The organism is Bacillus cereus group sp. N24 (assembly GCF_016483345.1).
Classification (GTDB): Bacteria; Bacillota; Bacilli; order Bacillales; family Bacillaceae_G; genus Bacillus_A; species Bacillus_A toyonensis.
The window spans coordinates 56,953-77,207 of record NZ_JAEHCA010000002.1 but is presented as its reverse complement, the minus strand read 5'-3'; the positions used below and the strand labels follow the sequence as shown (position 1 = coordinate 77,207).

Below are 20,255 nucleotides of genomic sequence, written 5' to 3'. Positions count from 1 at the left end.
TTATGTAATGGAAAATAAAAAAATCGAATAAATGTTCGATTTTTGTTGGCAAATTGAATTGAAAATAGGTATAATAAGATTAGCAATTCAGTTAAGGAGGAATTTTGAATGAGTGATCGTCAAGCGGCATTAGATATGGCGTTAAAACAAATAGAGAAGCAATTCGGTAAAGGATCAATTATGAAATTAGGAGAACAAGCGGAGCGTAGAATTTCTACAATTTCAAGTGGTTCTTTAGCACTTGATGTGGCACTAGGGGTAGGCGGATACCCACGTGGCCGTATTATTGAAATTTACGGACCTGAAAGTTCAGGTAAAACAACAGTTTCATTACATGCAATCGCTGAAGTACAGCGTCAAGGTGGACAAGCAGCGTTTATTGATGCGGAGCATGCAATGGATCCTGTATATGCACAAAAATTAGGCGTTAACATAGATGAATTACTATTATCACAGCCTGATACAGGGGAGCAAGGACTAGAAATCGCAGAAGCACTTGTACGAAGTGGCGCGGTTGACATTATCGTAATTGACTCTGTAGCAGCTCTTGTACCGAAAGCAGAGATCGAAGGAGACATGGGTGACTCACACGTAGGTTTACAAGCACGTTTAATGTCACAAGCACTTCGTAAGCTTTCAGGTGCAATCAATAAATCAAAAACAATCGCAATCTTTATCAACCAAATTCGTGAAAAAGTTGGGGTTATGTTCGGGAACCCAGAAACAACTCCAGGTGGTCGTGCGTTGAAATTCTATTCAACAGTTCGTCTTGAAGTACGTCGTGCTGAGCAATTAAAACAAGGGAACGACATCGTTGGTAATAAAACGAAAGTAAAAGTAGTGAAAAATAAAGTAGCACCACCATTCCGTGTTGCTGAAGTTGATATTATGTACGGAGAAGGTATTTCAAGAGAAGGTGAAATCTTAGATATGGCTTCTGAACTTGATATCGTTCAAAAGAGTGGTGCTTGGTACTCGTATAATGAAGAACGTTTAGGACAAGGTCGTGAAAATTCAAAACAATTCTTAAAAGAGAATACGGATTTAAGAGAGGAAATTGCCTTCTTTGTTCGTGATCATCACGGAATTGGTGAAGACTCAGGTGTGGAAGACACGGAAGATTCAACTCTTCAAGATTAAAAAATAAAAGACACGGTCCCGTGTCTTTTATTTTTTTACCTTCTATTAAAATCGTGTATATCGCAGTAGTTAAAAATTTTTTTTTGACTCAAACGGGATGTGTAAAGAGGGATATTCATATGTTTTAAGGGAATAAAATGGTATTTACTAAGGTTTTCCAGGATAATATGCTATCAATTTTTCAAATTCAGATAACATTCAGGACTGAAGGTAAAGAAAGTAAAAGTAGACAACGCTTGACAATGAAAATTCCGATAGATACAATGAGAATGTATATTTTTTCTTATATACGATATACTCTTCTCAAGAAGAGAAGTAATATTCGGAGTAAGGTTTAAATCTTGCCGAAATAATAATATGACATTTTAATTGTGAAATGAAGAAAGTCCCTTAAAAAAGCGGGACGACGGTCTTTGCTGTATGTTGTAATTCAATGTACATGCCGACAGTCTTTTTTCATTCATAGCAAGGGGAGGTGAAATCATGACGAGTACATTTTGGATACTCATCTCCATTTTGCTTGCAACAGCAGTCGGTGCAGTTGTTGGCTTTTTTGTTCGAAAGTCTATTGCTGAAGCGAAGATTAATGGTGCAGCTAATGAAGCGAGACGTATTTTAGACGAAGCAAATCGTGATGCTGAAGCACTTAAGAAAGAAGCGCTTTTAGAAGCAAAGGATGAAATTCATACACTTCGTACAGAAGCTGAATTAGAAATTCGTGACCGTAGAAGCGAATTACAAAAACAAGAAAATCGTTTAATGCAAAAAGAAGAGAACCTTGATCGTAAAGACGAAACGCTCGATAAGCGCGAGCAACAGTTAGAGAAGAAAGAGGATTCTCTTGTAGCGAAACAACAACAGATTGAAGAGTTGGAAAGCAAAGTGGGAGAGTTAGTTCAAAAGCAACAAACAGAATTAGAGCGCATTTCCAATCTGACACGCGAACAAGCGAAAGCAATTATTCTTGGTAAAGTGGAAAGTGAAGTTTCTCATGAAATTGCCGTTATGGTAAAAGAAAGTGAAATTCGCGCGAAAGAAGAAGCGGATAAGAAAGCAAAAGAGATTTTATCTCTTGCAATGCAAAGATGTGCAGCTGATCATGTTGCTGAAACAACCGTTTCGGTTGTAAATCTTCCAAATGACGAAATGAAGGGACGTATTATCGGGCGTGAAGGTCGTAATATTCGTACGTTAGAAACGTTAACGGGTATTGACTTAATTATCGATGATACACCAGAGGCGGTAATCCTTTCTGGATTCGACCCAATTCGTCGTGAAACAGCTCGTATCGCTCTTGATAAACTAGTACAGGACGGACGTATTCACCCAGCGCGTATTGAAGAGATGGTCGAAAAATCAAGACGTGAAGTGGACGAGTATATTCGCGAAGTCGGAGAGCAAACAACGTTTGAAGTGGGTGTTCACGGATTACATCCAGATTTAATTAAGATTTTAGGTCGTTTGAAATACCGTACAAGTTACGGACAAAACGTCTTAAAACACTCTATGGAAGTTGCATATTTAACTGGACTTATGGCAGCAGAGCTTGGTGAGGATGAAAAACTAGCAAGACGTGCAGGTCTATTACATGATATCGGAAAAGCGATTGATCATGAAGTAGAAGGTAGCCACGTTGAAATTGGTGTTGAACTCGCGACGAAATATAAAGAGCATCCTGTAGTTATAAACAGTATTGCATCTCACCATGGTGACACAGAACCAACTTCTATCATTGCAGTTTTAGTTGCAGCAGCAGATGCATTATCAGCTGCAAGACCGGGAGCTCGTAGTGAAACGCTTGAAAACTACATTCGTCGTCTTGAAAAGTTAGAAGAGATTTCAGAGTCTTATGAAGGCGTTGAAAAATCATTCGCAATTCAAGCAGGACGTGAAGTTCGTATTCTGGTAAAACCAGATACAATCGATGACTTAGAAGCTCATCGTTTAGCTCGTGATATTCGAAAACGTATTGAAAATGAACTGGATTACCCAGGACATATTAAAGTAACTGTTATTCGTGAAACACGTGCAGTGGAATACGCAAAATAAAGTGGTGAAACACCACTTTATTTTTTTGTGTTGGAATTGGATAAAATAAAGAAAATCAAGTGAAACAAACTTATAATAAATTTGTTGTAAGGAAATTGCTTGAAGTTATAGTAATAAAAAATGTAGTACATAGAAAGGGTAAGACATATGAGAATATTATTTGTTGGGGATGTAGTAGGATCTCCTGGTAGAAGTATGATTCAACAATACGTACCGGCGTTAAAGAAAAAATATACACCTACAGTAACAATCATTAATGGAGAAAATGCAGCAGGTGGGCGTGGTATTACAGAAAAAATTTATCGAAACTTTTTAGAGTGCGGCGCACAAGCGGTTACACTTGGAAACCATGCTTGGGATAATCGTGAGGTATTTGAATTTATTGATGATGCAAAATATCTTGCAAGACCAGCTAACTTCCCAGAAGGAACACCGGGAAAAGGTCTTATATTTGTGAATTGTAATGGAACAGAAGTTGCAGTTATTAACTTACAAGGGCGTACGTTCCTTCCTCCGATTGATTGTCCATTTCGAAAAGTGGATGAATTAATTAACATTGCGAAAAAACGTACGAATATTATCTTTGTTGATTTTCATGCGGAAACTACAAGTGAAAAACAAGCGCTCGGTTGGTATGTAGATGGTCGTGCTACAGCGGTAGTAGGTACACATACTCATGTACCTACAGCAGATAATCGTATTTTACCAAGCGGAACAGCATACATTACAGATGTTGGTATGACAGGCCCGTATGACGGAATTTTAGGTATGGATAGAGAAGCGGTCTTGAAGAAGTTTTTAACAAACTTACCGGTAAGATTTGAAGTGACGAATGGTAGAACACAATTAAGTGCAGTGCTAATTGATGTGGATCCGAATACAGGAAAAGCAAAGAAAATTGAGCGCATTTTAATTAATGACGATCAACCATTTTTTGAGTAAATCCCCGTAAAGATTTAGATAAGTTATTATATTTTAATTTTTTAGAAAAATTACGAAAATTTAGCAGGAATACGCGCCATTCCTCGTGAATATAAGTTAAAGTGATATAATTGCTAATACTTTTTAAAGAAACGAGGAGGAAACGCGGAATGGAAATATTAAAAGTTAAAGCAACGTCGGTCCCTAATTCTGTAGCTGGTGCACTTGCAGGTGTTATTCGCGAACGCGGAACAGCAGAAATTCAAGCTATTGGTGCAGGTGCATTGAACCAAGCGGTAAAGGCAGTAGCAATTGCAAGAGGGTTTGTAGCGCCTAGTGGTTTGGACCTGATTTGTATCCCAGCGTTTACAGATATTATGATTGATGGGGAAGAGCGTACAGCAATAAAATTAATTGTAGAACCTCGTTAAGTTTAAACAACCTGTTTGCAGTATGCAAACAGGTTATTTTTATAGTGGAGGAATGAAAATGAAAATTTTTGATGCTCATTGTGATGTACTCTTACAGTTATGGATTGCAAAGGGGAAAAAGAATTTTAAAAATGATTCACAATTACATATTACATTTGAACAATTAAAGAAAAGAAAAGGAAGTATACAATGTTTTGCTATATATGTGCCAGAAACAGTAGCATATGAAAAACGTTTTGAAGCGGCATTACAAATGATAGATATTTTTTATAATGAAATTTTATCGCTACCAGGTGTGAAGTTGATCCGAACGAAAGCTGATATAAGTATGTTAAAACAGGACGAGATTGGAGCTCTTTTAACATTAGAAGGATGCGAAGCAATTGGAAAAGAAGCGATGAAATTACGTTTGTTTTATCAATTAGGTTTACGTTCCTTTGGATTAACATGGAACTATGCGAATTTGTTAGCTGATGGGGCGCTAGAGACACGTGGAGCAGGCTTAACTACTTTCGGTAGACAAGTTGTACAAGAACTTAATACGTTACATTTATGGACCGATCTGTCCCATTTAAATGAGAGAAGTTTTTGGGATGTGATAGAAATTGCAAATAATCCTATTGCATCTCACTCAAATTGCTATAAACTGTGTGAGCATCCACGTAATTTAAATGAGGAACAAATTCAATTCCTTATAAAGCGAAATGGCATGATTGGTGTCACTTTTGTACCTCAGTTTCTTACAAATGAAAAACAAGCGAATATTACAGATATAATAAAACATATCGATTATATTTGTTCGCTAGGTGGAGAAAACAACATAGGGTTTGGTTCAGATTTTGATGGGATTTTAGAAACAGTTGTAAATGTATCGGTGTATGAAGATTATGAAAATGTAATTAATGAACTATATAAACACTATGCTGCATCAACTGTAGAACGATTTTTGTATGATAACTTTGTTGAACATATAAGTTTTTAAGTGTTTTGTTTTAAAGATTCAGAAAAATTAAAATAAATTCAATTGATATTATTGCTTTTTTTAGGACCTAATACTAGAATGAAAAACGAAATAGCTTTATACTTAAGATTCAGGGAAATCAGAAGAGGCATAATTTGCGTCCGTTGTAGTTTATTTGCATAAAAAATGCTAAACTAATACTGTAAAAAAATACACTACAATGAATGCAGCCAAAAGGGGTGTAGGAGATGATTAGTCAACTTTCATGGAAAGTTGGAGGCCAACAAGGTGAAGGAATTGAAAGTACAGGGGAAATCTTCTGTATAGCATTAAACCGATTAGGATATTACCTATACGGTTACCGCCACTTCTCATCACGTATAAAAGGCGGCCATACAAATAATAAAATTCGCGTAAGTACAACAGAAGTACGTGCGATCTCAGATGACTTAGATATTTTAATTGCTTTTGATCAAGAAACAATTGATTTTAACTTCCACGAACTACGTCCAGGCGGAATTGTCGTTGCGGATGCGAAATTTAATCCAACAATACCTGACAATACAGATGTAAATTTATATGTGATACCGTTTACAGATATTGCTTCAGAATTAGGCACATCATTAATGAAAAACATGGTTGCTGTTGGAGCATCAAGTGCGGTATTAGGTTTAGACGAAACAGCTTATTTGGATGTTGTTGAAGAAATCTTTGGTCGTAAAGGAGAGCAAGTCGTTCAAAAGAATATGGACGCAATTAAACGTGGCTCTCAATATATGAAAGAATTGCTAGGTGAGAAAGTAAACATGATGCAGCTTGAAAAAGCTGATGGTAAGAAGCGCATGTTTATGATTGGAAACGATGCAATCGCATTTGGTGCGGTAGCTGGTGGCGCTCGTTTTATGTCAGCATATCCAATCACACCTGCATCTGAAATTATGGAATACTTAATTAAAAAATTGCCTAAAGTCGGCGGAACAGTAATTCAAACTGAGGATGAAATCGCAGCTTGTACAATGGCAATTGGAGCAAACTATGCTGGTGTTCGTACATTAACAGCATCTGCAGGGCCTGGTCTTTCTTTAATGATGGAAGCGATTGGGTTAGCAGGTATTACAGAAACACCGCTAGTAATTGTTGATACGCAACGTGGTGGTCCAAGTACGGGGTTACCAACGAAACAAGAGCAGTCTGATTTAATGGCGATGATTTACGGTACGCATGGTGAAATTCCAAAAATCGTAATGGCGCCAAGTACAGTGGAAGAAGCTTTCTATGATATTGTAGAAGCGTTTAACTTAGCTGAAGAATATCAAGTGCCTGTTATTTTCTTAACAGATTTACAGCTTTCTTTAGGTAAACAAACTGTAGAACCGCTTACGTTAGATAAAGTGGAAATTCGTCGCGGTAAGCTGGATTTAGAAGCAGAATTACCAGAACGTGAAAATAAAGCATACTTCAAGCGTTATGAAGTAACAGAAGATGGCGTTTCACCACGTGTTTTACCTGGTATGAAAAATGGTATTCACCATGTTACAGGTGTAGAACATGATGAAACTGGTAAACCATCTGAATCGGCAATAAACCGTAAAGATCAAATGGACAAACGTTTCCGTAAAATGGAGAACTTGAAGTTTAATACCCCTGTTTATAAAAATGTTAAGCATGAGGAAGCAGATGTATTGCTTGTTGGATTTAACTCAACTCGTGGTGCGATCGAAGAGGCAATGGAGCGTTTAGAACAAGAGGGTATGAAAGTAAACCATGCTCAAATCCGTTTAATTCACCCGTTCCCGAAAGCTGAAATCGATCCACTTGTGAAAAATGCAAAACGTGTTGTAGTTGTAGAAAACAACGCGACTGGTCAGCTTGCTAACATTATGAAAATGAATCTTGGTAGTGGTGAGAAAATTTCTAGTCTTTTAAAATATGATGGAAACCCATTCTTGCCAAAAGAGATTTACAACGAATGCAAAAAAGGGGTTGTATTAAATGGCAACATTTAAGGACTTTCGTAACAGTGTAAAACCAAACTGGTGCCCAGGTTGCGGAGACTTTTCGGTGCAAGCTGCAATTCAGCGTGCGGCAGCTAACGTGGGCTTAAATCCAGATGAACTTGCTGTTGTTTCTGGTATTGGTTGTTCAGGTCGTATATCAGGCTATATTAATTCATATGGTGTGCATAGTATTCATGGACGTGCCCTTCCGATTGCACAAGGTGTGAAAATGGCAAATCGTGATTTAACAGTTATCGCATCAGGTGGTGACGGTGATGGATTTGCGATTGGTATGGGACATACAATCCATTCTATTCGTAGAAACATTGACATTACGTATATCGTAATGGATAACCAAATTTACGGATTAACCAAAGGCCAAACTTCACCACGTAGTGAAGCTGGATTTAAAACGAAAAGTACACCACAAGGTTCGATTGAACCATCACTAAATGTTATGGAAATGGCATTAACAGCTGGTGCAACATTTGTGGCGCAAAGCTTTTCAAGTGATTTAAAAGAATTAACGCAAATTATTGAAGCTGGTATTAACCATAAAGGATTCTCATTAATTAATGTATTTAGTCCATGTGTTACTTATAATAAAGTAAATACGTACGATTGGTTCAAAGAGAACTTAACGAAACTAAGTACAGTAGAGGGATATGATCCATCTAATCGCATGATGGCTATGCAAACATTAATGGAAAATAACGGATTAGTAACAGGTTTAATTTATCAAAATACTGCGCAACCATCATATCAAGAACTTGTAAAAGGCTATAGTGAAAAGCCATTAGTACAAGCTGATTTAAATATGGATCAGAAAATGTTTGATGAGCTTGTTGCTGAATTTATGTAACGATTAGAAGGTTGCCATTTGGCAACCTTTTTTTACTGAATGAAAAATATAGGATAGCTTTGTTTACTTAGAAAATTCAGAATGGTAAAATAATATAAGAATCGTTGTATGGAAATGGCAAGTTCATTGCTTATGAAATGTAAGATAAGGCAGGGCCTCTTCCTTGTTAAAATTGGCTAAACGCTTCATACTATGGTAATGTGTATAGGGATAAAGCAATATGCTTTTGGGTAGGACAAGATGAAATAATAAAAAGGGAATGTCTATTTGTGTGGGGAAGACTTCATTCTTACGGATGATTAGATCGATTACTCAAGTTTCAAAGGACAAGTTATCTCTCAATCAAGCTATCTAACCATTTTTAAGGTGGGTCTAAGCGCATTAAAATAGACTACAGAGTGTGTATAGTTAAGGGTGAAAGGAGATTACCGATGAACGAGCAACAACGATTAGCAAGTCAACAAGCAAATTCCTCTACGAAAAAAGAAGAGAAAGATTATAGCAAATACTTTGAAAGCGTATATCAACCACCTTCCTTAAAAGATGCCAAAAAGCGCGGAAAAGAAGAAGTTAAAATTGAACGGGATTTTGGCTTACCTGAAGAGTTTCGTAATTTTGGTGCAGGAAGAAAGTTTTATATTCGTACATATGGGTGTCAAATGAATGAGCATGATACGGAAGTAATGGCAGGTATTTTCACAACACTTGGATATGAACCGACATTTTCAACTGAAGATGCAGATGTAGTTTTATTAAACACTTGTGCAATTCGTGAAAACGCTGAAAATAAAGTGTTTGGTGAACTTGGCCATTTAAAATCATTAAAACGTAGAAATCCGGACCTTTTAATTGGTGTATGTGGTTGTATGTCTCAAGAGGAATCTGTTGTAAATAAAATCATGCAAAAAAATCAGCATGTAGATATGGTATTTGGCACGCATAATATTCATAGATTACCGTACATTCTAAAAGATGCAATGTTCTCGAAGGAGACGGTAGTTGAAGTTTGGTCAAAAGAAGGAGACGTAATTGAAAACCTTCCGAAAGTACGTCGTGGCGATATTAAAGCTTGGGTAAATATTATGTATGGCTGTGATAAATTCTGTACATATTGTATTGTACCGTATACACGCGGAAAAGAGCGAAGCAGGCGTCCAGAAGATATTATTCAAGAGATTCGTCATTTAGCTGCGAATGGTTATAAAGAAATTACGCTACTTGGACAGAACGTAAATGCATATGGTAAAGACTTTGAAGATTTAGAATACGGTCTTGGCGATTTAATGGACGAACTTCGTAAAGTTGATATTGCCCGTATTCGTTTTACAACGAGTCATCCACGTGATTTCGATGACCACTTAATTGAAGTGCTTGGAAAAGGTGGAAATCTAGTGGAACATATTCACTTACCAGTTCAATCTGGAAGCACAGATATGTTGAAAATTATGGCACGTAAATATTCACGTGAACATTATTTAGAACTTGTAAGAAAAATTAAAGAAACAATTCCGAGCGCAGTATTAACAACTGATATTATCGTCGGTTTCCCAAATGAAACAGATGAGCAATTTGAAGAAACGATGTCGTTATATCGTGAAGTAGGATTTGATACTGCATTTACATTTATTTATTCCCCGCGAGAAGGTACACCAGCTGCAAAAATGAAAGATAATGTGCCTATGGAAGTAAAGAAAGAACGACTACAACGATTAAACACACTCGTAAATGGGTTGGCAGTTGAAAAAAATAATCGTTATAAAGGTCAAGTTGTAGAAGTGTTAGTTGATGGGGAAAGTAAAAATAATCCGGAAGTACTTGCAGGTTATACTCGTACGAATAAACTTGTAAACTTCGTCGCTTCAAAATCTTTAATTGGTCAGCTTGTGAAAGTAAAAATAACGGAAGCAAAAACTTGGTCTCTTAACGGGGAATTAGTTGAGGAACCGATTGAGGTGAAATAATAGATGAAAGTATATACGAAAGACGAAATTGTAGAGCAAGCGAAAGAATTAGCGAAAATGATTTCTGAAACAGAAGAAGTTGATTTTTTTAAGAAAGCAGAGGCGCAAATTCATAAAAATGAAAATGTAAAGCACGCAATTGATGAAATTAAAGCATTGCAAAAACAAGCAGTTAACTTGCAACATTACGGGAAGTGGGAAGCTTTGAAAAAAGTAGAAGCTGAAATTGACGCACTTCAAGATAAGTTAGACAATATTCCAGTTGTGCAGGAGTTTAAATCTTCACAAACATATGTAAATGACTTACTACAGTTAGTTGCGAGTACCATTTCTAATAATGTTACAGATGAAATATTAGTTTCAACTGGCGGCGATGTACTTAAGGGGGAAACTGGTGCGGCGGTAGAAAGTAAAAAAGGAAATTGTGGTTGTTAAAGAGATGTCATATTGACATCTCTTTTTTTTAGTGGATTAAACGTAAGTTCTTCCCAAAAAAAGAATGACACATTCCGCTATTGTCACGCATATGATTAAGTGAATAGTGATTGAGGAGGGTTACGAATGTCCGAATTTAGAGAGATTATTACAAAAGCAGTGGTTGGAAAAGGACGTAAGTATACAAAGTCAACGCATACATGTGAATCGAATAATGAGCCAACAAGTATTTTAGGGTGCTGGGTAATTAACCACTCGTACGAAGCGAGAAAGAATGGAAAACATGTAGAAATTGAAGGTTTCTATGATGTGAACACTTGGTATTCGTTTGATGGCAATACAAAGACTGAAGTTGTAACAGAACGTGTGAACTACACTGACGAAGTAAGCATTGGTTATCGTGATAAGAACTTCTCTGGTGACGATTTAGAAATTATTGCTCGTGTCATTCAACCGCCAAATTGTTTAGAAGCTCTTGTATCGCCAAATGGGAATAAAATTGTTGTAACTGTAGAACGTGAATTTGTAACAGAAGTAGTTGGAGAAACAAAAATTTGTGTAAGTGTAAATCCTGAAGGTTGTGTAGAATCAGATGAGGATTTCCAAGTCGATGATGATGAGTTTGAAGAATTAGATCCGAACTTTATCGTTGACGCAGAAGAAGAGTAATAGAAAGCTAGGGAGAAGTTCTTCCTAGCTTTTTACTTTACATAAGTGGTGCTGAATGAACATGAATCTTTATGAAATATGTTATAATGAAGAAAGACTCCTGAAATAGGAGAGATGGATGTCCGTGAAGTGTGACATATATAAAGTGAAACTTTAATCAGTGGGGGGCATCCCCACTGATTATTAGTTGAACCAATCGGGATTTTACGGGCAGTTGATCTCCCACCTAACTTCTTTGTTCCAGCCGATTTTTGAGGTGGGAATCTTACTGCCCGTTAATGCGGGATGAATATAGATTATTATGTAAAAATTATGGAGGAAAGACATGACGCAATATACGCCTATGATACAGCAATACTTAAAGGTTAAGGCAGACTATCAAGATGCCTTTTTATTTTTCCGATTAGGTGATTTTTATGAAATGTTCTTTGAAGATGCGGTTAAAGCAGCTCATGAACTTGAAATTACATTAACGAGCCGAGATGGTGGTAGTAGTGATCGTATACCGATGTGCGGTGTACCGCATCATGCAGCTAAAAATTATATTGAACAACTTGTTGAAAAAGGATATAAAGTAGCTGTTTGTGAGCAAGTGGAAGATCCAAAAACAGCTAAAGGTGTAGTACGTCGTGAAGTAGTACAACTAATTACGCCAGGAACGATGATGGAAGGGCGTACAATAGACGAGAAAGAGAATAACTTCTTAGCAGCATTAACACATTTCGAAGATGGATCTTATGCGCTAGCTTGTAATGACTTAACGACTGGACAAAATACAGTGACGTTGTTAACAGGTTCAGTAGAAGATATTTTATTAGAAGTGTATGCAACTGGTTCGAAAGAAATTGTTGTAGATTCTACATTTTCAAAAGATGAATTAAATAAATTAACTGAAACATTAAAAATGACGATTTCGTATGAAGATGCAACAACGATTCCGGAAGGGTTAGAACATCTTGTGAAAAATGTTTCACAAGCAAAGTTAATTAAAGCAATTGGACGCTTATTTAACTATGTGATAAGAACACAAAAACGTTCGTTAGATCATTTGCAACCAGTAGAAATTTATTATACAAATCAATTTATGAAAATTGATGTGCACTCAAAACGTAATTTAGAGTTAACTGAGACTCTTCGTACGAAAGAAAAAACAGGCTCACTATTATGGCTATTAGATAAAACGAAAACAGCTATGGGTGGCCGTATGTTAAAACAGTGGATGGAACGTCCGCTTATCCAGAAAGAGAAAGTGGAAGAACGTTTAGAAATGGTAGAAACATTTGTAAATGATTACTTCTTACGTGAAGATTTAAAAGAAAAGCTAAAAGAAGTATATGATTTAGAGCGTTTAGCAGGGAAAGTTGCATTTGGTAATGTAAATGCACGGGACTTATTACAGTTAAGACGTTCTTTACTTCAAGTACCAGCTATTTTAGAAGCTATTAGTCTTTTAGATAATGCTTATGCAGCAAGGTTAATTCAAGGTGCGGATCCATGTGAGAGCTTAACTGAATTACTAGGAAGAAGTATTCAGGAAAACCCACCACTTTCTATTAAAGATGGAGATATTATTAAAGACGGTTATAATGACAAGCTTGATCAATATCGTTACGTGAGCAAAAACGGGAAAACGTGGATTGCGGAGCTTGAAAAACGAGAGCGTGATATTACAGGGGTTAAATCATTAAAAATTGGATACAACCGTATTTTCGGCTACTACATTGAAGTGACGAAGGCGAATCTTGCAGCGCTTCCAGAAGGGCGCTATGAGCGAAAACAGACGCTTGCTAATGCTGAGCGTTTCATTACAGATGAACTGAAAGAAAAAGAAACGTTAATTTTAGAAGCAGAAGAGAAAATTGTACAACTGGAATATGATTTATTTACAGCACTTCGTGAAGAAGTAAAAGTATTCATTCCGAAATTACAACATTTAGCGAAAGTAATTAGTGAATTAGATGTACTACAAAGCTTTGCGACTGTAAGTGAAGAAGAGCAGTTTGTAAAACCTGTGCTAACAACGAAGCGTGAAATCTTTATTAAAGATGGTCGTCATCCTGTCGTTGAAAAAGTATTGAACGGGAAATTGTATGTACCGAATGATTGTATTATGCCGGAGAAGATGGATGTCTTTTTAATTACAGGACCGAACATGTCTGGTAAAAGTACGTATATGAGACAATTAGCACTTGTAACGGTTATGTCACAAATTGGTTGTTTCGTACCAGCGACAGAAGCGGTATTACCTGTATTCGATCAAATCTTTACGAGAATTGGTGCAGCGGATGATTTAATTTCAGGTCAAAGTACATTTATGGTTGAAATGTTAGAAGCGAAAAATGCGATTGCAAATGCGTCAGAAAGAAGTTTAATTTTATTTGATGAAATTGGACGCGGTACATCAACGTATGATGGTATGGCGCTTGCACAAGCAATCATTGAACATATTCATGACCAAATTGGTGCAAAAACATTATTCTCTACGCATTATCATGAATTAACGGTGCTAGAAGAAAGTTTAGACCAACTGAAAAATGTACATGTTTCAGCTATTGAAGAGAATGGAAAAGTAGTCTTCCTTCATAAAATTCAAGATGGAGCAGCCGATAAAAGTTACGGAATTCACGTTGCGCAACTTGCTGAGCTTCCAGATAGCTTAATCGCTCGTGCGAAAGAAGTGTTAGCACAACTAGAAGGACAAGAAGAAATTATTATTCCAAAGCGTGTAGAAGTAAAGGTACAAGAAGTTGTTCCAGAACCTGTAGTTGTAAAAGAAGAACTGGCAGAAATACAAGAAAAGAAAGAAGAGACTGAAGAAGAGTCACAACTATCTTTCTTTGGAGGAGACCAATCTTCAAAAAAACAAGACAAGCCTGTGCTTGATCAAAAAGAAAGCGCAGTACTTGCGCAAATTAAAAAAATTGATTTACTAGATATGACGCCTTTAGAAGCGATGAACGAACTGTATCGCTTACAGAAAAAGTTAAAGAAAGGATGAGTAAGTAGATGGGGAAAATTCGCAAACTCGATGACCAACTCTCTAACTTAATTGCGGCAGGGGAAGTAGTAGAGCGCCCTGCCTCAGTCGTAAAAGAACTTGTGGAAAATTCTATCGATGCGAATAGTACATCTATTGAAATCCACTTAGAAGAAGCTGGTTTATCAAAAATTCGCATCATTGATAATGGAGATGGCATTGCCGAAGAAGATTGTATCGTTGCATTTGAACGCCACGCAACGAGCAAAATTAAAGATGAAAACGATCTGTTCCGTATAAGAACGCTCGGATTCCGCGGAGAGGCATTGCCAAGTATTGCCTCAGTTAGTGAATTGGAATTAATTACTAGCACAGGTGATGCGCCGGGTACCCACCTTATCATTAAAGGTGGAGACGTTATAAAACAAGAAAAAACAGCGAGCCGAAAAGGAACGGATATTACAGTACAAAACTTATTCTTTAATACACCAGCGCGTCTTAAATATATGAAAACAATTCATACAGAGCTTGGGAATATTACAGATATCGTGTATCGTATTGCAATGTCACATCCAGAAGTATCGTTAAAACTGTTTCATAATGAAAAGAAATTGCTTCATACATCCGGAAATGGTGATGTAAGGCAAGTACTTGCATCAATTTATAGCATTCAAGTTGCGAAGAAGCTTATTCCAATTGAAGCTGAATCTTTAGATTTTACAATTAAAGGGTATGTAACATTACCAGAAGTAACGCGAGCGTCTCGTAACTATATGTCAACGATTGTAAATGGCCGTTACGTGCGAAATTTCGTATTAATGAAAGCAGTTCAGCAAGGATACCATACATTACTGCCAGTTGGACGATACCCAATCGGCTTCTTATCGATTGAAATGGACCCAATGCTTGTTGATGTTAACGTACATCCAGCGAAATTAGAAGTTCGTTTTAGTAAAGAACAAGAATTGCTAAAGCTTATCGAAGAAACATTGCAAGCTGCATTTAAAAAAATACAGCTCATTCCAGATGCAGGTGTAACAACGAAGAAAAAAGAAAAAGATGAAAGTGTGCAAGAACAGTTCCAGTTTGAGCATACAAAGCCGAAAGAACCACAGATGCCAAACATCGTTTTACCGACTGACATGGATGAAAAACAAGAAGAACGAACGACTGTGAAACAGCCAGCACAACTGTGGCAACCGCCGAAGCAAGAATGGCAACAACCACAGTCGCTAATAAGAGAAGAGCAAAGTTGGCAGCCATCCTCTAAGCCGATAATCGAAGAACCGATTCGAGAAGAAAAATCTTGGAATAATAACGAGGAGGACTTTGAATTAGAGGAATTGGAAGAAGAAGTTCGAGAAATAAAAGAGATTGAAATGAACGGTAATGATTTACCACCGCTTTATCCAATTGGACAAATGCATGGAACATATATTTTCGCTCAAAATGATAATGGGTTATATATGATTGATCAACATGCCGCGCAGGAACGTATTAATTATGAGTACTTCCGTGATAAAGTAGGACGAGTAGCGCAAGAAGTACAAGAACTACTTGTACCGTACCGTATTGACCTATCTCTTACTGAATTTTTACGTGTCGAAGAGCAACTAGAAGAACTTAAAAAAGTCGGCCTATTTTTGGAACAATTCGGCCATCAGTCCTTTATTGTTCGCTCGCATCCAACGTGGTTCCCGAAAGGACAAGAAACAGAAATCATTGATGAGATGATGGAGCAAGTTGTTAAACTAAAAAAAGTTGATATTAAAAAGTTGCGTGAAGAAGCAGCTATTATGATGAGCTGTAAAGCATCTATCAAGGCAAATCAATATTTAACGAACGATCAAATATTTGCTTTACTTGAAGAGCTTCGTACAACAACAAATCCATACACATGCCCGCACGGGAGACCTATTCTTGTACATCATTCTACTTATGAGTTGGAGAAGATGTTTAAGAGGGTTATGTAGGGATACTAAAATTAGATATTAAAAGGGAGCAACAGTAAATGTTGCTCCCTTTTAATATGTAGAGTTAATTGTTAAACGAAAATAAGGTGGATTGATTTTACAGTTTATTTCTAGACTAAGGAAGCTTTAATTTATCTATGTATAAAAAAGCGCCGTATATCAGCACTTTTTAAAGGTACGTAAATTGTATAATAAAGATTTCTACATTATTAAACATATAACTATGCATGGCCAAATATTGATTCTTATTTGGTTAATTGTTATATGGATCTATAGGATTATTTGTTTTTATTATTATTATTAATTTTTTCAGTATATAAAACCTGCTCTTTATAATGCTTTTTAATTGGGAAGTTATGTGTACCTGTGCCGTTCTTGAATTTTTTATCAATGGGGTTCTTTAGAGGGACTGTTGTAGTTTCAGTAAATTCATATGGGTAATTTATTTTAGATTTATCTTCAAACATGAAAATGCCTCCTTTTTAGGATTTCCTGAATTCTTTACTATAACATGATATGCATATAGAGTTTTTTTGGACTAGTTATTTATATAGGTTAGAACAATTTAATTACATAACTACTGAAATATTTTAAAGGAAAACAATTTGAGAGAGGTATTGTAATGATAGCCGTTCACTATTATTGTTGTTTAAGTTATCGTGGTGTGTTTGAAATTCTGAAAGGACGTAGCATATTGGTCTATCTAATAACCATTATGTGGTGAGTTTTTTTATTTATCGGTGAAACAAACAATGCATATATATTCGTTATAGATTGTTTTTATAATGTAATATATATATAGTTTTCCTGATAATATAATGCGGAATATTATAGTGTTATTAGGTTATTAGGAACACTTAATGTTGTTTCACAACTGAAAGCGAATTGAAAAAGAACTGAAACTTTTCTCATAAAAATTCAATCTTACTTGAAAAATGAAAGGAAAATGAAATTTTCCAAAAGAAATTCTTTGTTAAGATAAAAAGCATACATAAAAAAAGTATTGACATATCTTAAAAGTGTGTTTTCAAGATATAGTGGGGGAAAAGATGAGAATAGAAAAACAATTAATAAAAAAGATGTATTATGAAACATTCCTAATGGAGAATGAAACAAAACCACCTCTTGACGTACTTGGGGAAGTTTATGTAAACGAAGAAAAACATGAAATTTCCGATGGGTCTTATATTCGTTTTGCACAAGGTGAATTTTATTATCACCATCAAGATTTTGAATCAGCTATTTTCAAATGGGAGAAAGTCGGCAACGAACTAGCACCATGGGCACAAAAAAACATTGCGGATGCTTACTTTGAACTAAACCGACTATCAGTTGCTGAAGAGGTTTATACTTCCATTACTACTGATAACAAAATATTGATGACTGAAATTGGACTGCAATTACTTTCTCTTTACATCGAGCAAAATAATTTTGACTCAGCTTTCGCTGTTATTAAAGAAGCAGCTTCTTTAAATCCCGATTATCCGAATGTCACAAAAATTGCCCGTTCTTTTTATGAAGAACAGCAAGATTTTGATAGTGCAGTAGAGCTTGCTGTGAATGAGCTGGTTCGAACAGAATCTTATCCTTGGTTTGAGGTGCTAAAAGGGTATATCGATAAAGGATTTACTAAAAATATTTCACCAGACTATTTTCATGAAGTATTAGTTACATTAAATCATGTAGATCAAGTGCAATTTACACAAATTGTATCATCACTTTGGAAGAGTTATAAAAATGAACAAAATTACTTATTATGGCTTAACACAATAAATGAGTTTTTCTTACATATCGAAATACATTCGTCCGATATATGGGACAAAATTTCTTCTCTTTACGAAGAAACGTATTTTGAATTAATTCAAGGCCAATATACGCTTAGACAATTACATGATATCATTCCAAATCTGTTAATAAATTGGTTAAAGGTAGTCAATTCTTCTTATGCTGTATTTCCATCAGCAGCTGTATTGGCATGGGATGAGATTTTCCCTTCCAAAATAGATGCAGCAAATATAAAAAATGCAGAAAACCTACTGTTGTATTCTATTAATCATGTGGATGGCTTAGAGTATAGTTTACATCTTTTTGAATCTATTACACAGTGGGCACAAAAGCATGATATAGAAATGGGTCACCGATTTAGATGGTTAGTTAGCGAACTTGCAGATTTAAGAACAAATCGTATTTTAGTAACGGGCACTTCAGGAAATGGAAAAACTGCATTTATTAACTCTATAGTAGGAGAAAATATATTAGAAAACTCAATTTCAAATGTAGTGGTTTTAAAAAATGATGCTCATACAGAAATTAACGCTATAACAGACTCAGCAATTACAACAACTGAGAATTTCTCTGATTACCATGATATGATGTCTTTACACCACCAAACGTATAGAGATAGAGCGTGTGTTGAATTTAAACTACCATGCAAATTTTTAAGTGAAAATAAACTTACATTTGTAGTTACACCTGGCTTTAATAGAAATAACGATACTAGAGATGAGATATTTGAATATCTGAATTCTGTAGACGAATTATTGTTCGTATTGAATGCGGATTCACCTTTTACTGACAAAGAACGTGACATTCTATTAAGTATTCAAGAACATACACCAAATCTACAAATTCATTTCTTATTAAATAAAATCGATAACATTTACAGTGAAGCAGAAGTAAAAAGAGTTTTACATGATACGCAAGCGAGAATAAACGCGTATTTCCCGCAAGCGAGACTTTTCCCTTACTCTTCGTTATATACAAGTAATCAACAACTAAATGATTTAACTGAGTTTATTCGTTTTAACTTTAACTATAAAAATATCGATGCAGATCGTACTAAAAAGCTATTGTTTTTCATTCGAAAAACAATTACATACCTTTTAGATAAACGCGTTGAGAAGGAAAACAATCTAGTGGATGCTATGAATTGGAATGAAGATATGTTAGTTAAATTAAATGGTAGTATTAATAACCTTACTGCTTTTGAGAGGGAAAAAATTCATATCATTACACAATCGTATCGTACAATGAAAACAGAAATTACGAATGATCTTACTGAACATATTCCGAAGCTACTGCAGAGTTGTTCTGATTTAATCAGTGAAGAAAGCGATTTTGGAAACATTGAAATGGAACTAAATACAGCAATGAACGAAAGAGTACACAAATATTTAGAACAAACTGTATTACCTAACTTTGCTCGTTCTATGCAAAATTGGATTGAAACTTCTAATAATGAGTTACTTCAAAGTCAATCGCACTTAGAAGAACTCAGTGAAGGACTTAATTCTTTATTTGGAGAAAATCGAATACAATTAGAATGTGACTTTAAAGTGCTTGATGACTGGCGCAGAGATACTGATAGAATGACGACTAGAATACAAATGGAAGAAGTAAATATTTTACGCCGATTTACGCCAGCGCAATTTTTACTGAAAAGTGCCGGTAAATTATTTGGGGTTCTTCCAAAGAATAGATCTATGCTATATAACAAATATAAACAGTATATAGAAAATGAAGATTATACAGAAGTAACGGCTTATATTATGAAGAAATTTTTCTTGCAATTTGAGCTATTTGAAAATACACAAGAGCGGGATATTAATATGTTCTTTAGAAATCCATTTAACTCCTTGAAACAAGCTGTAGAAAATACGCAGTTAGAAATACAAGAAAAACAAGAGGTATTACATAAAATGAAATCAAATCCTGAAGTGTATCATGATTCTATAACGCTCTTTGAATTGAGATTACGTCAATGTGAAGTAATCTTAAATATAGGTGAGTATAATGCCTATACAGATTTAAATTTAGAAACAAGCATAGAATAAACGTAAAACAACTCCAAAAGTGGATTTTGGAGTTGTTTTTTTGTTT

The 20,255-nt window shown here is 35.6% G+C and carries 14 protein-coding genes and 1 pseudogene; 14 read left to right on the top strand and 1 reads right to left on the bottom strand.

Translation table 11 applies throughout. The features are described from left to right. Positions 1 to 108 precede the first annotated feature (108 nt). The 12 genes from recA to mutL all read left to right on the top strand — a co-directional run bounded on the left by recA (position 109) and on the right by mutL (position 16,376). Positions 109 to 1,140, top strand: a complete 1,032-nt coding sequence (gene recA, locus JDS95_RS03355) for a recombinase RecA (RefSeq protein ID WP_001283854.1) — start codon at positions 109 to 111, stop codon at positions 1,138 to 1,140. 483 nt (positions 1,141 to 1,623) lie between these two features. Further along, a complete protein-coding gene (gene rny, locus JDS95_RS03350; RefSeq protein WP_000204713.1) occupies positions 1,624 to 3,189 on the top strand; it encodes a ribonuclease Y in 1,566 nt (521 codons plus the stop codon). 147 nt (positions 3,190 to 3,336) lie between these two features. After that, complete coding sequence (locus tag JDS95_RS03345) at positions 3,337 to 4,131, top strand: TIGR00282 family metallophosphoesterase (protein ID WP_001221099.1); 795 nt, start codon at positions 3,337 to 3,339, stop codon at positions 4,129 to 4,131. Positions 4,132 to 4,280: 149 nt separating this feature from the next. Next, positions 4,281 to 4,541, top strand: a complete 261-nt coding sequence (gene spoVS / locus JDS95_RS03340; protein WP_000404341.1) for a stage V sporulation protein SpoVS — start codon at positions 4,281 to 4,283, stop codon at positions 4,539 to 4,541. Between the two features lie 58 nt (positions 4,542 to 4,599). Beyond that, positions 4,600 to 5,523: a dipeptidase gene (locus JDS95_RS03335; protein ID WP_000688024.1), complete on the top strand. Its 924-nt coding sequence runs from the start codon at positions 4,600 to 4,602 to the stop codon at positions 5,521 to 5,523. 227 nt (positions 5,524 to 5,750) lie between these two features. After that, complete coding sequence (locus tag JDS95_RS03330; protein ID WP_000625412.1) at positions 5,751 to 7,508, top strand: 2-oxoacid:acceptor oxidoreductase subunit alpha; 1,758 nt, start codon at positions 5,751 to 5,753, stop codon at positions 7,506 to 7,508. Next, a complete protein-coding gene (locus JDS95_RS03325; protein ID WP_000190161.1) occupies positions 7,495 to 8,361 on the top strand; it encodes a 2-oxoacid:ferredoxin oxidoreductase subunit beta in 867 nt (288 codons plus the stop codon). The genes JDS95_RS03330 and JDS95_RS03325 overlap by 14 nt, the downstream gene beginning before the upstream one ends. A 431-nt stretch (positions 8,362 to 8,792) precedes the next feature. Beyond that, positions 8,793 to 10,322, top strand: coding sequence for a tRNA (N6-isopentenyl adenosine(37)-C2)-methylthiotransferase MiaB (gene miaB / locus JDS95_RS03320; RefSeq protein WP_001005380.1), 1,530 nt, complete (start codon positions 8,793 to 8,795; stop codon positions 10,320 to 10,322). 3 nt (positions 10,323 to 10,325) lie between these two features. Continuing rightward, positions 10,326 to 10,757 carry a YlbF/YmcA family competence regulator gene (locus JDS95_RS03315; RefSeq protein ID WP_000870465.1) on the top strand — a complete coding sequence of 144 codons (432 nt, stop codon included), beginning with the start codon at positions 10,326 to 10,328 and terminating at the stop codon, positions 10,755 to 10,757. 126 nt (positions 10,758 to 10,883) lie between these two features. After that, the gene (gene cotE / locus JDS95_RS03310; RefSeq protein WP_001288802.1) at positions 10,884 to 11,426 is read left to right on the top strand and encodes an outer spore coat protein CotE; all 543 of its coding nucleotides are present in this window, start codon (positions 10,884 to 10,886) and stop codon (positions 11,424 to 11,426) included. A gap of 325 nt (positions 11,427 to 11,751) precedes the next feature. Continuing rightward, positions 11,752 to 14,424 (top strand): DNA mismatch repair protein MutS, encoded by a 2,673-nt coding sequence (mutS, locus tag JDS95_RS03305; protein WP_000195999.1) that lies wholly within the window; start codon positions 11,752 to 11,754, stop codon positions 14,422 to 14,424. A gap of 8 nt (positions 14,425 to 14,432) precedes the next feature. Continuing rightward, a complete protein-coding gene (gene mutL, locus JDS95_RS03300; protein ID WP_000516488.1) occupies positions 14,433 to 16,376 on the top strand; it encodes a DNA mismatch repair endonuclease MutL in 1,944 nt (647 codons plus the stop codon). A 278-nt stretch (positions 16,377 to 16,654) separates the two neighbouring features. On the opposite strand, the gene JDS95_RS03295 is transcribed toward mutL, so the two are convergent. Further along, positions 16,655 to 16,843, bottom strand: coding sequence for a hypothetical protein (locus JDS95_RS03295; RefSeq protein WP_000461139.1), 189 nt, complete (start codon positions 16,841 to 16,843; stop codon positions 16,655 to 16,657). A 113-nt stretch (positions 16,844 to 16,956) separates the two neighbouring features. On the opposite strand from JDS95_RS03295, the pseudogene JDS95_RS31030 reads away from it, so the two are divergent. Together JDS95_RS31030 and JDS95_RS03290 are read left to right on the top strand one after the other, a co-directional pair. Beyond that, a pseudogene (locus tag JDS95_RS31030) lies at positions 16,957 to 17,094 on the top strand (IS6 family transposase); the annotation flags it as partial. Between the two features lie 331 nt (positions 17,095 to 17,425). After that, positions 17,426 to 20,209 carry a dynamin family protein gene (locus JDS95_RS03290; protein WP_199690285.1) on the top strand — a complete coding sequence of 928 codons (2,784 nt, stop codon included), beginning with the start codon at positions 17,426 to 17,428 and terminating at the stop codon, positions 20,207 to 20,209. The last annotated feature ends 46 nt before the right edge of the window (positions 20,210 to 20,255 follow it).

Excerpts from the sequence above, each read along its gene's own strand:
- JDS95_RS03290 (WP_199690285.1), top strand. The coding sequence starts at position 17,426 with ATGAGAATAGAAAAACAATTAATAAAAAAGATGTATTATGAAACATTC.
- JDS95_RS03335 (WP_000688024.1), top strand. The coding sequence starts at position 4,600 with ATGAAAATTTTTGATGCTCATTGTGATGTACTCTTACAGTTATGGATT.
- JDS95_RS03315 (WP_000870465.1), top strand. The coding sequence starts at position 10,326 with ATGAAAGTATATACGAAAGACGAAATTGTAGAGCAAGCGAAAGAATTA.
- rny (WP_000204713.1), top strand. The coding sequence starts at position 1,624 with ATGACGAGTACATTTTGGATACTCATCTCCATTTTGCTTGCAACAGCA.
- spoVS (WP_000404341.1), top strand. The coding sequence starts at position 4,281 with ATGGAAATATTAAAAGTTAAAGCAACGTCGGTCCCTAATTCTGTAGCT.
- JDS95_RS03345 (WP_001221099.1), top strand. The coding sequence starts at position 3,337 with ATGAGAATATTATTTGTTGGGGATGTAGTAGGATCTCCTGGTAGAAGT.
- mutL (WP_000516488.1), top strand. The coding sequence starts at position 14,433 with ATGGGGAAAATTCGCAAACTCGATGACCAACTCTCTAACTTAATTGCG.
- recA (WP_001283854.1), top strand. The coding sequence starts at position 109 with ATGAGTGATCGTCAAGCGGCATTAGATATGGCGTTAAAACAAATAGAG.
- mutS (WP_000195999.1), top strand. The coding sequence starts at position 11,752 with ATGACGCAATATACGCCTATGATACAGCAATACTTAAAGGTTAAGGCA.
- miaB (WP_001005380.1), top strand. The coding sequence starts at position 8,793 with ATGAACGAGCAACAACGATTAGCAAGTCAACAAGCAAATTCCTCTACG.
- JDS95_RS03295 (WP_000461139.1), bottom strand. The coding sequence starts at position 16,843 with ATGTTTGAAGATAAATCTAAAATAAATTACCCATATGAATTTACTGAA.
- JDS95_RS03330 (WP_000625412.1), top strand. The coding sequence starts at position 5,751 with ATGATTAGTCAACTTTCATGGAAAGTTGGAGGCCAACAAGGTGAAGGA.
- JDS95_RS03325 (WP_000190161.1), top strand. The coding sequence starts at position 7,495 with ATGGCAACATTTAAGGACTTTCGTAACAGTGTAAAACCAAACTGGTGC.
- cotE (WP_001288802.1), top strand. The coding sequence starts at position 10,884 with ATGTCCGAATTTAGAGAGATTATTACAAAAGCAGTGGTTGGAAAAGGA.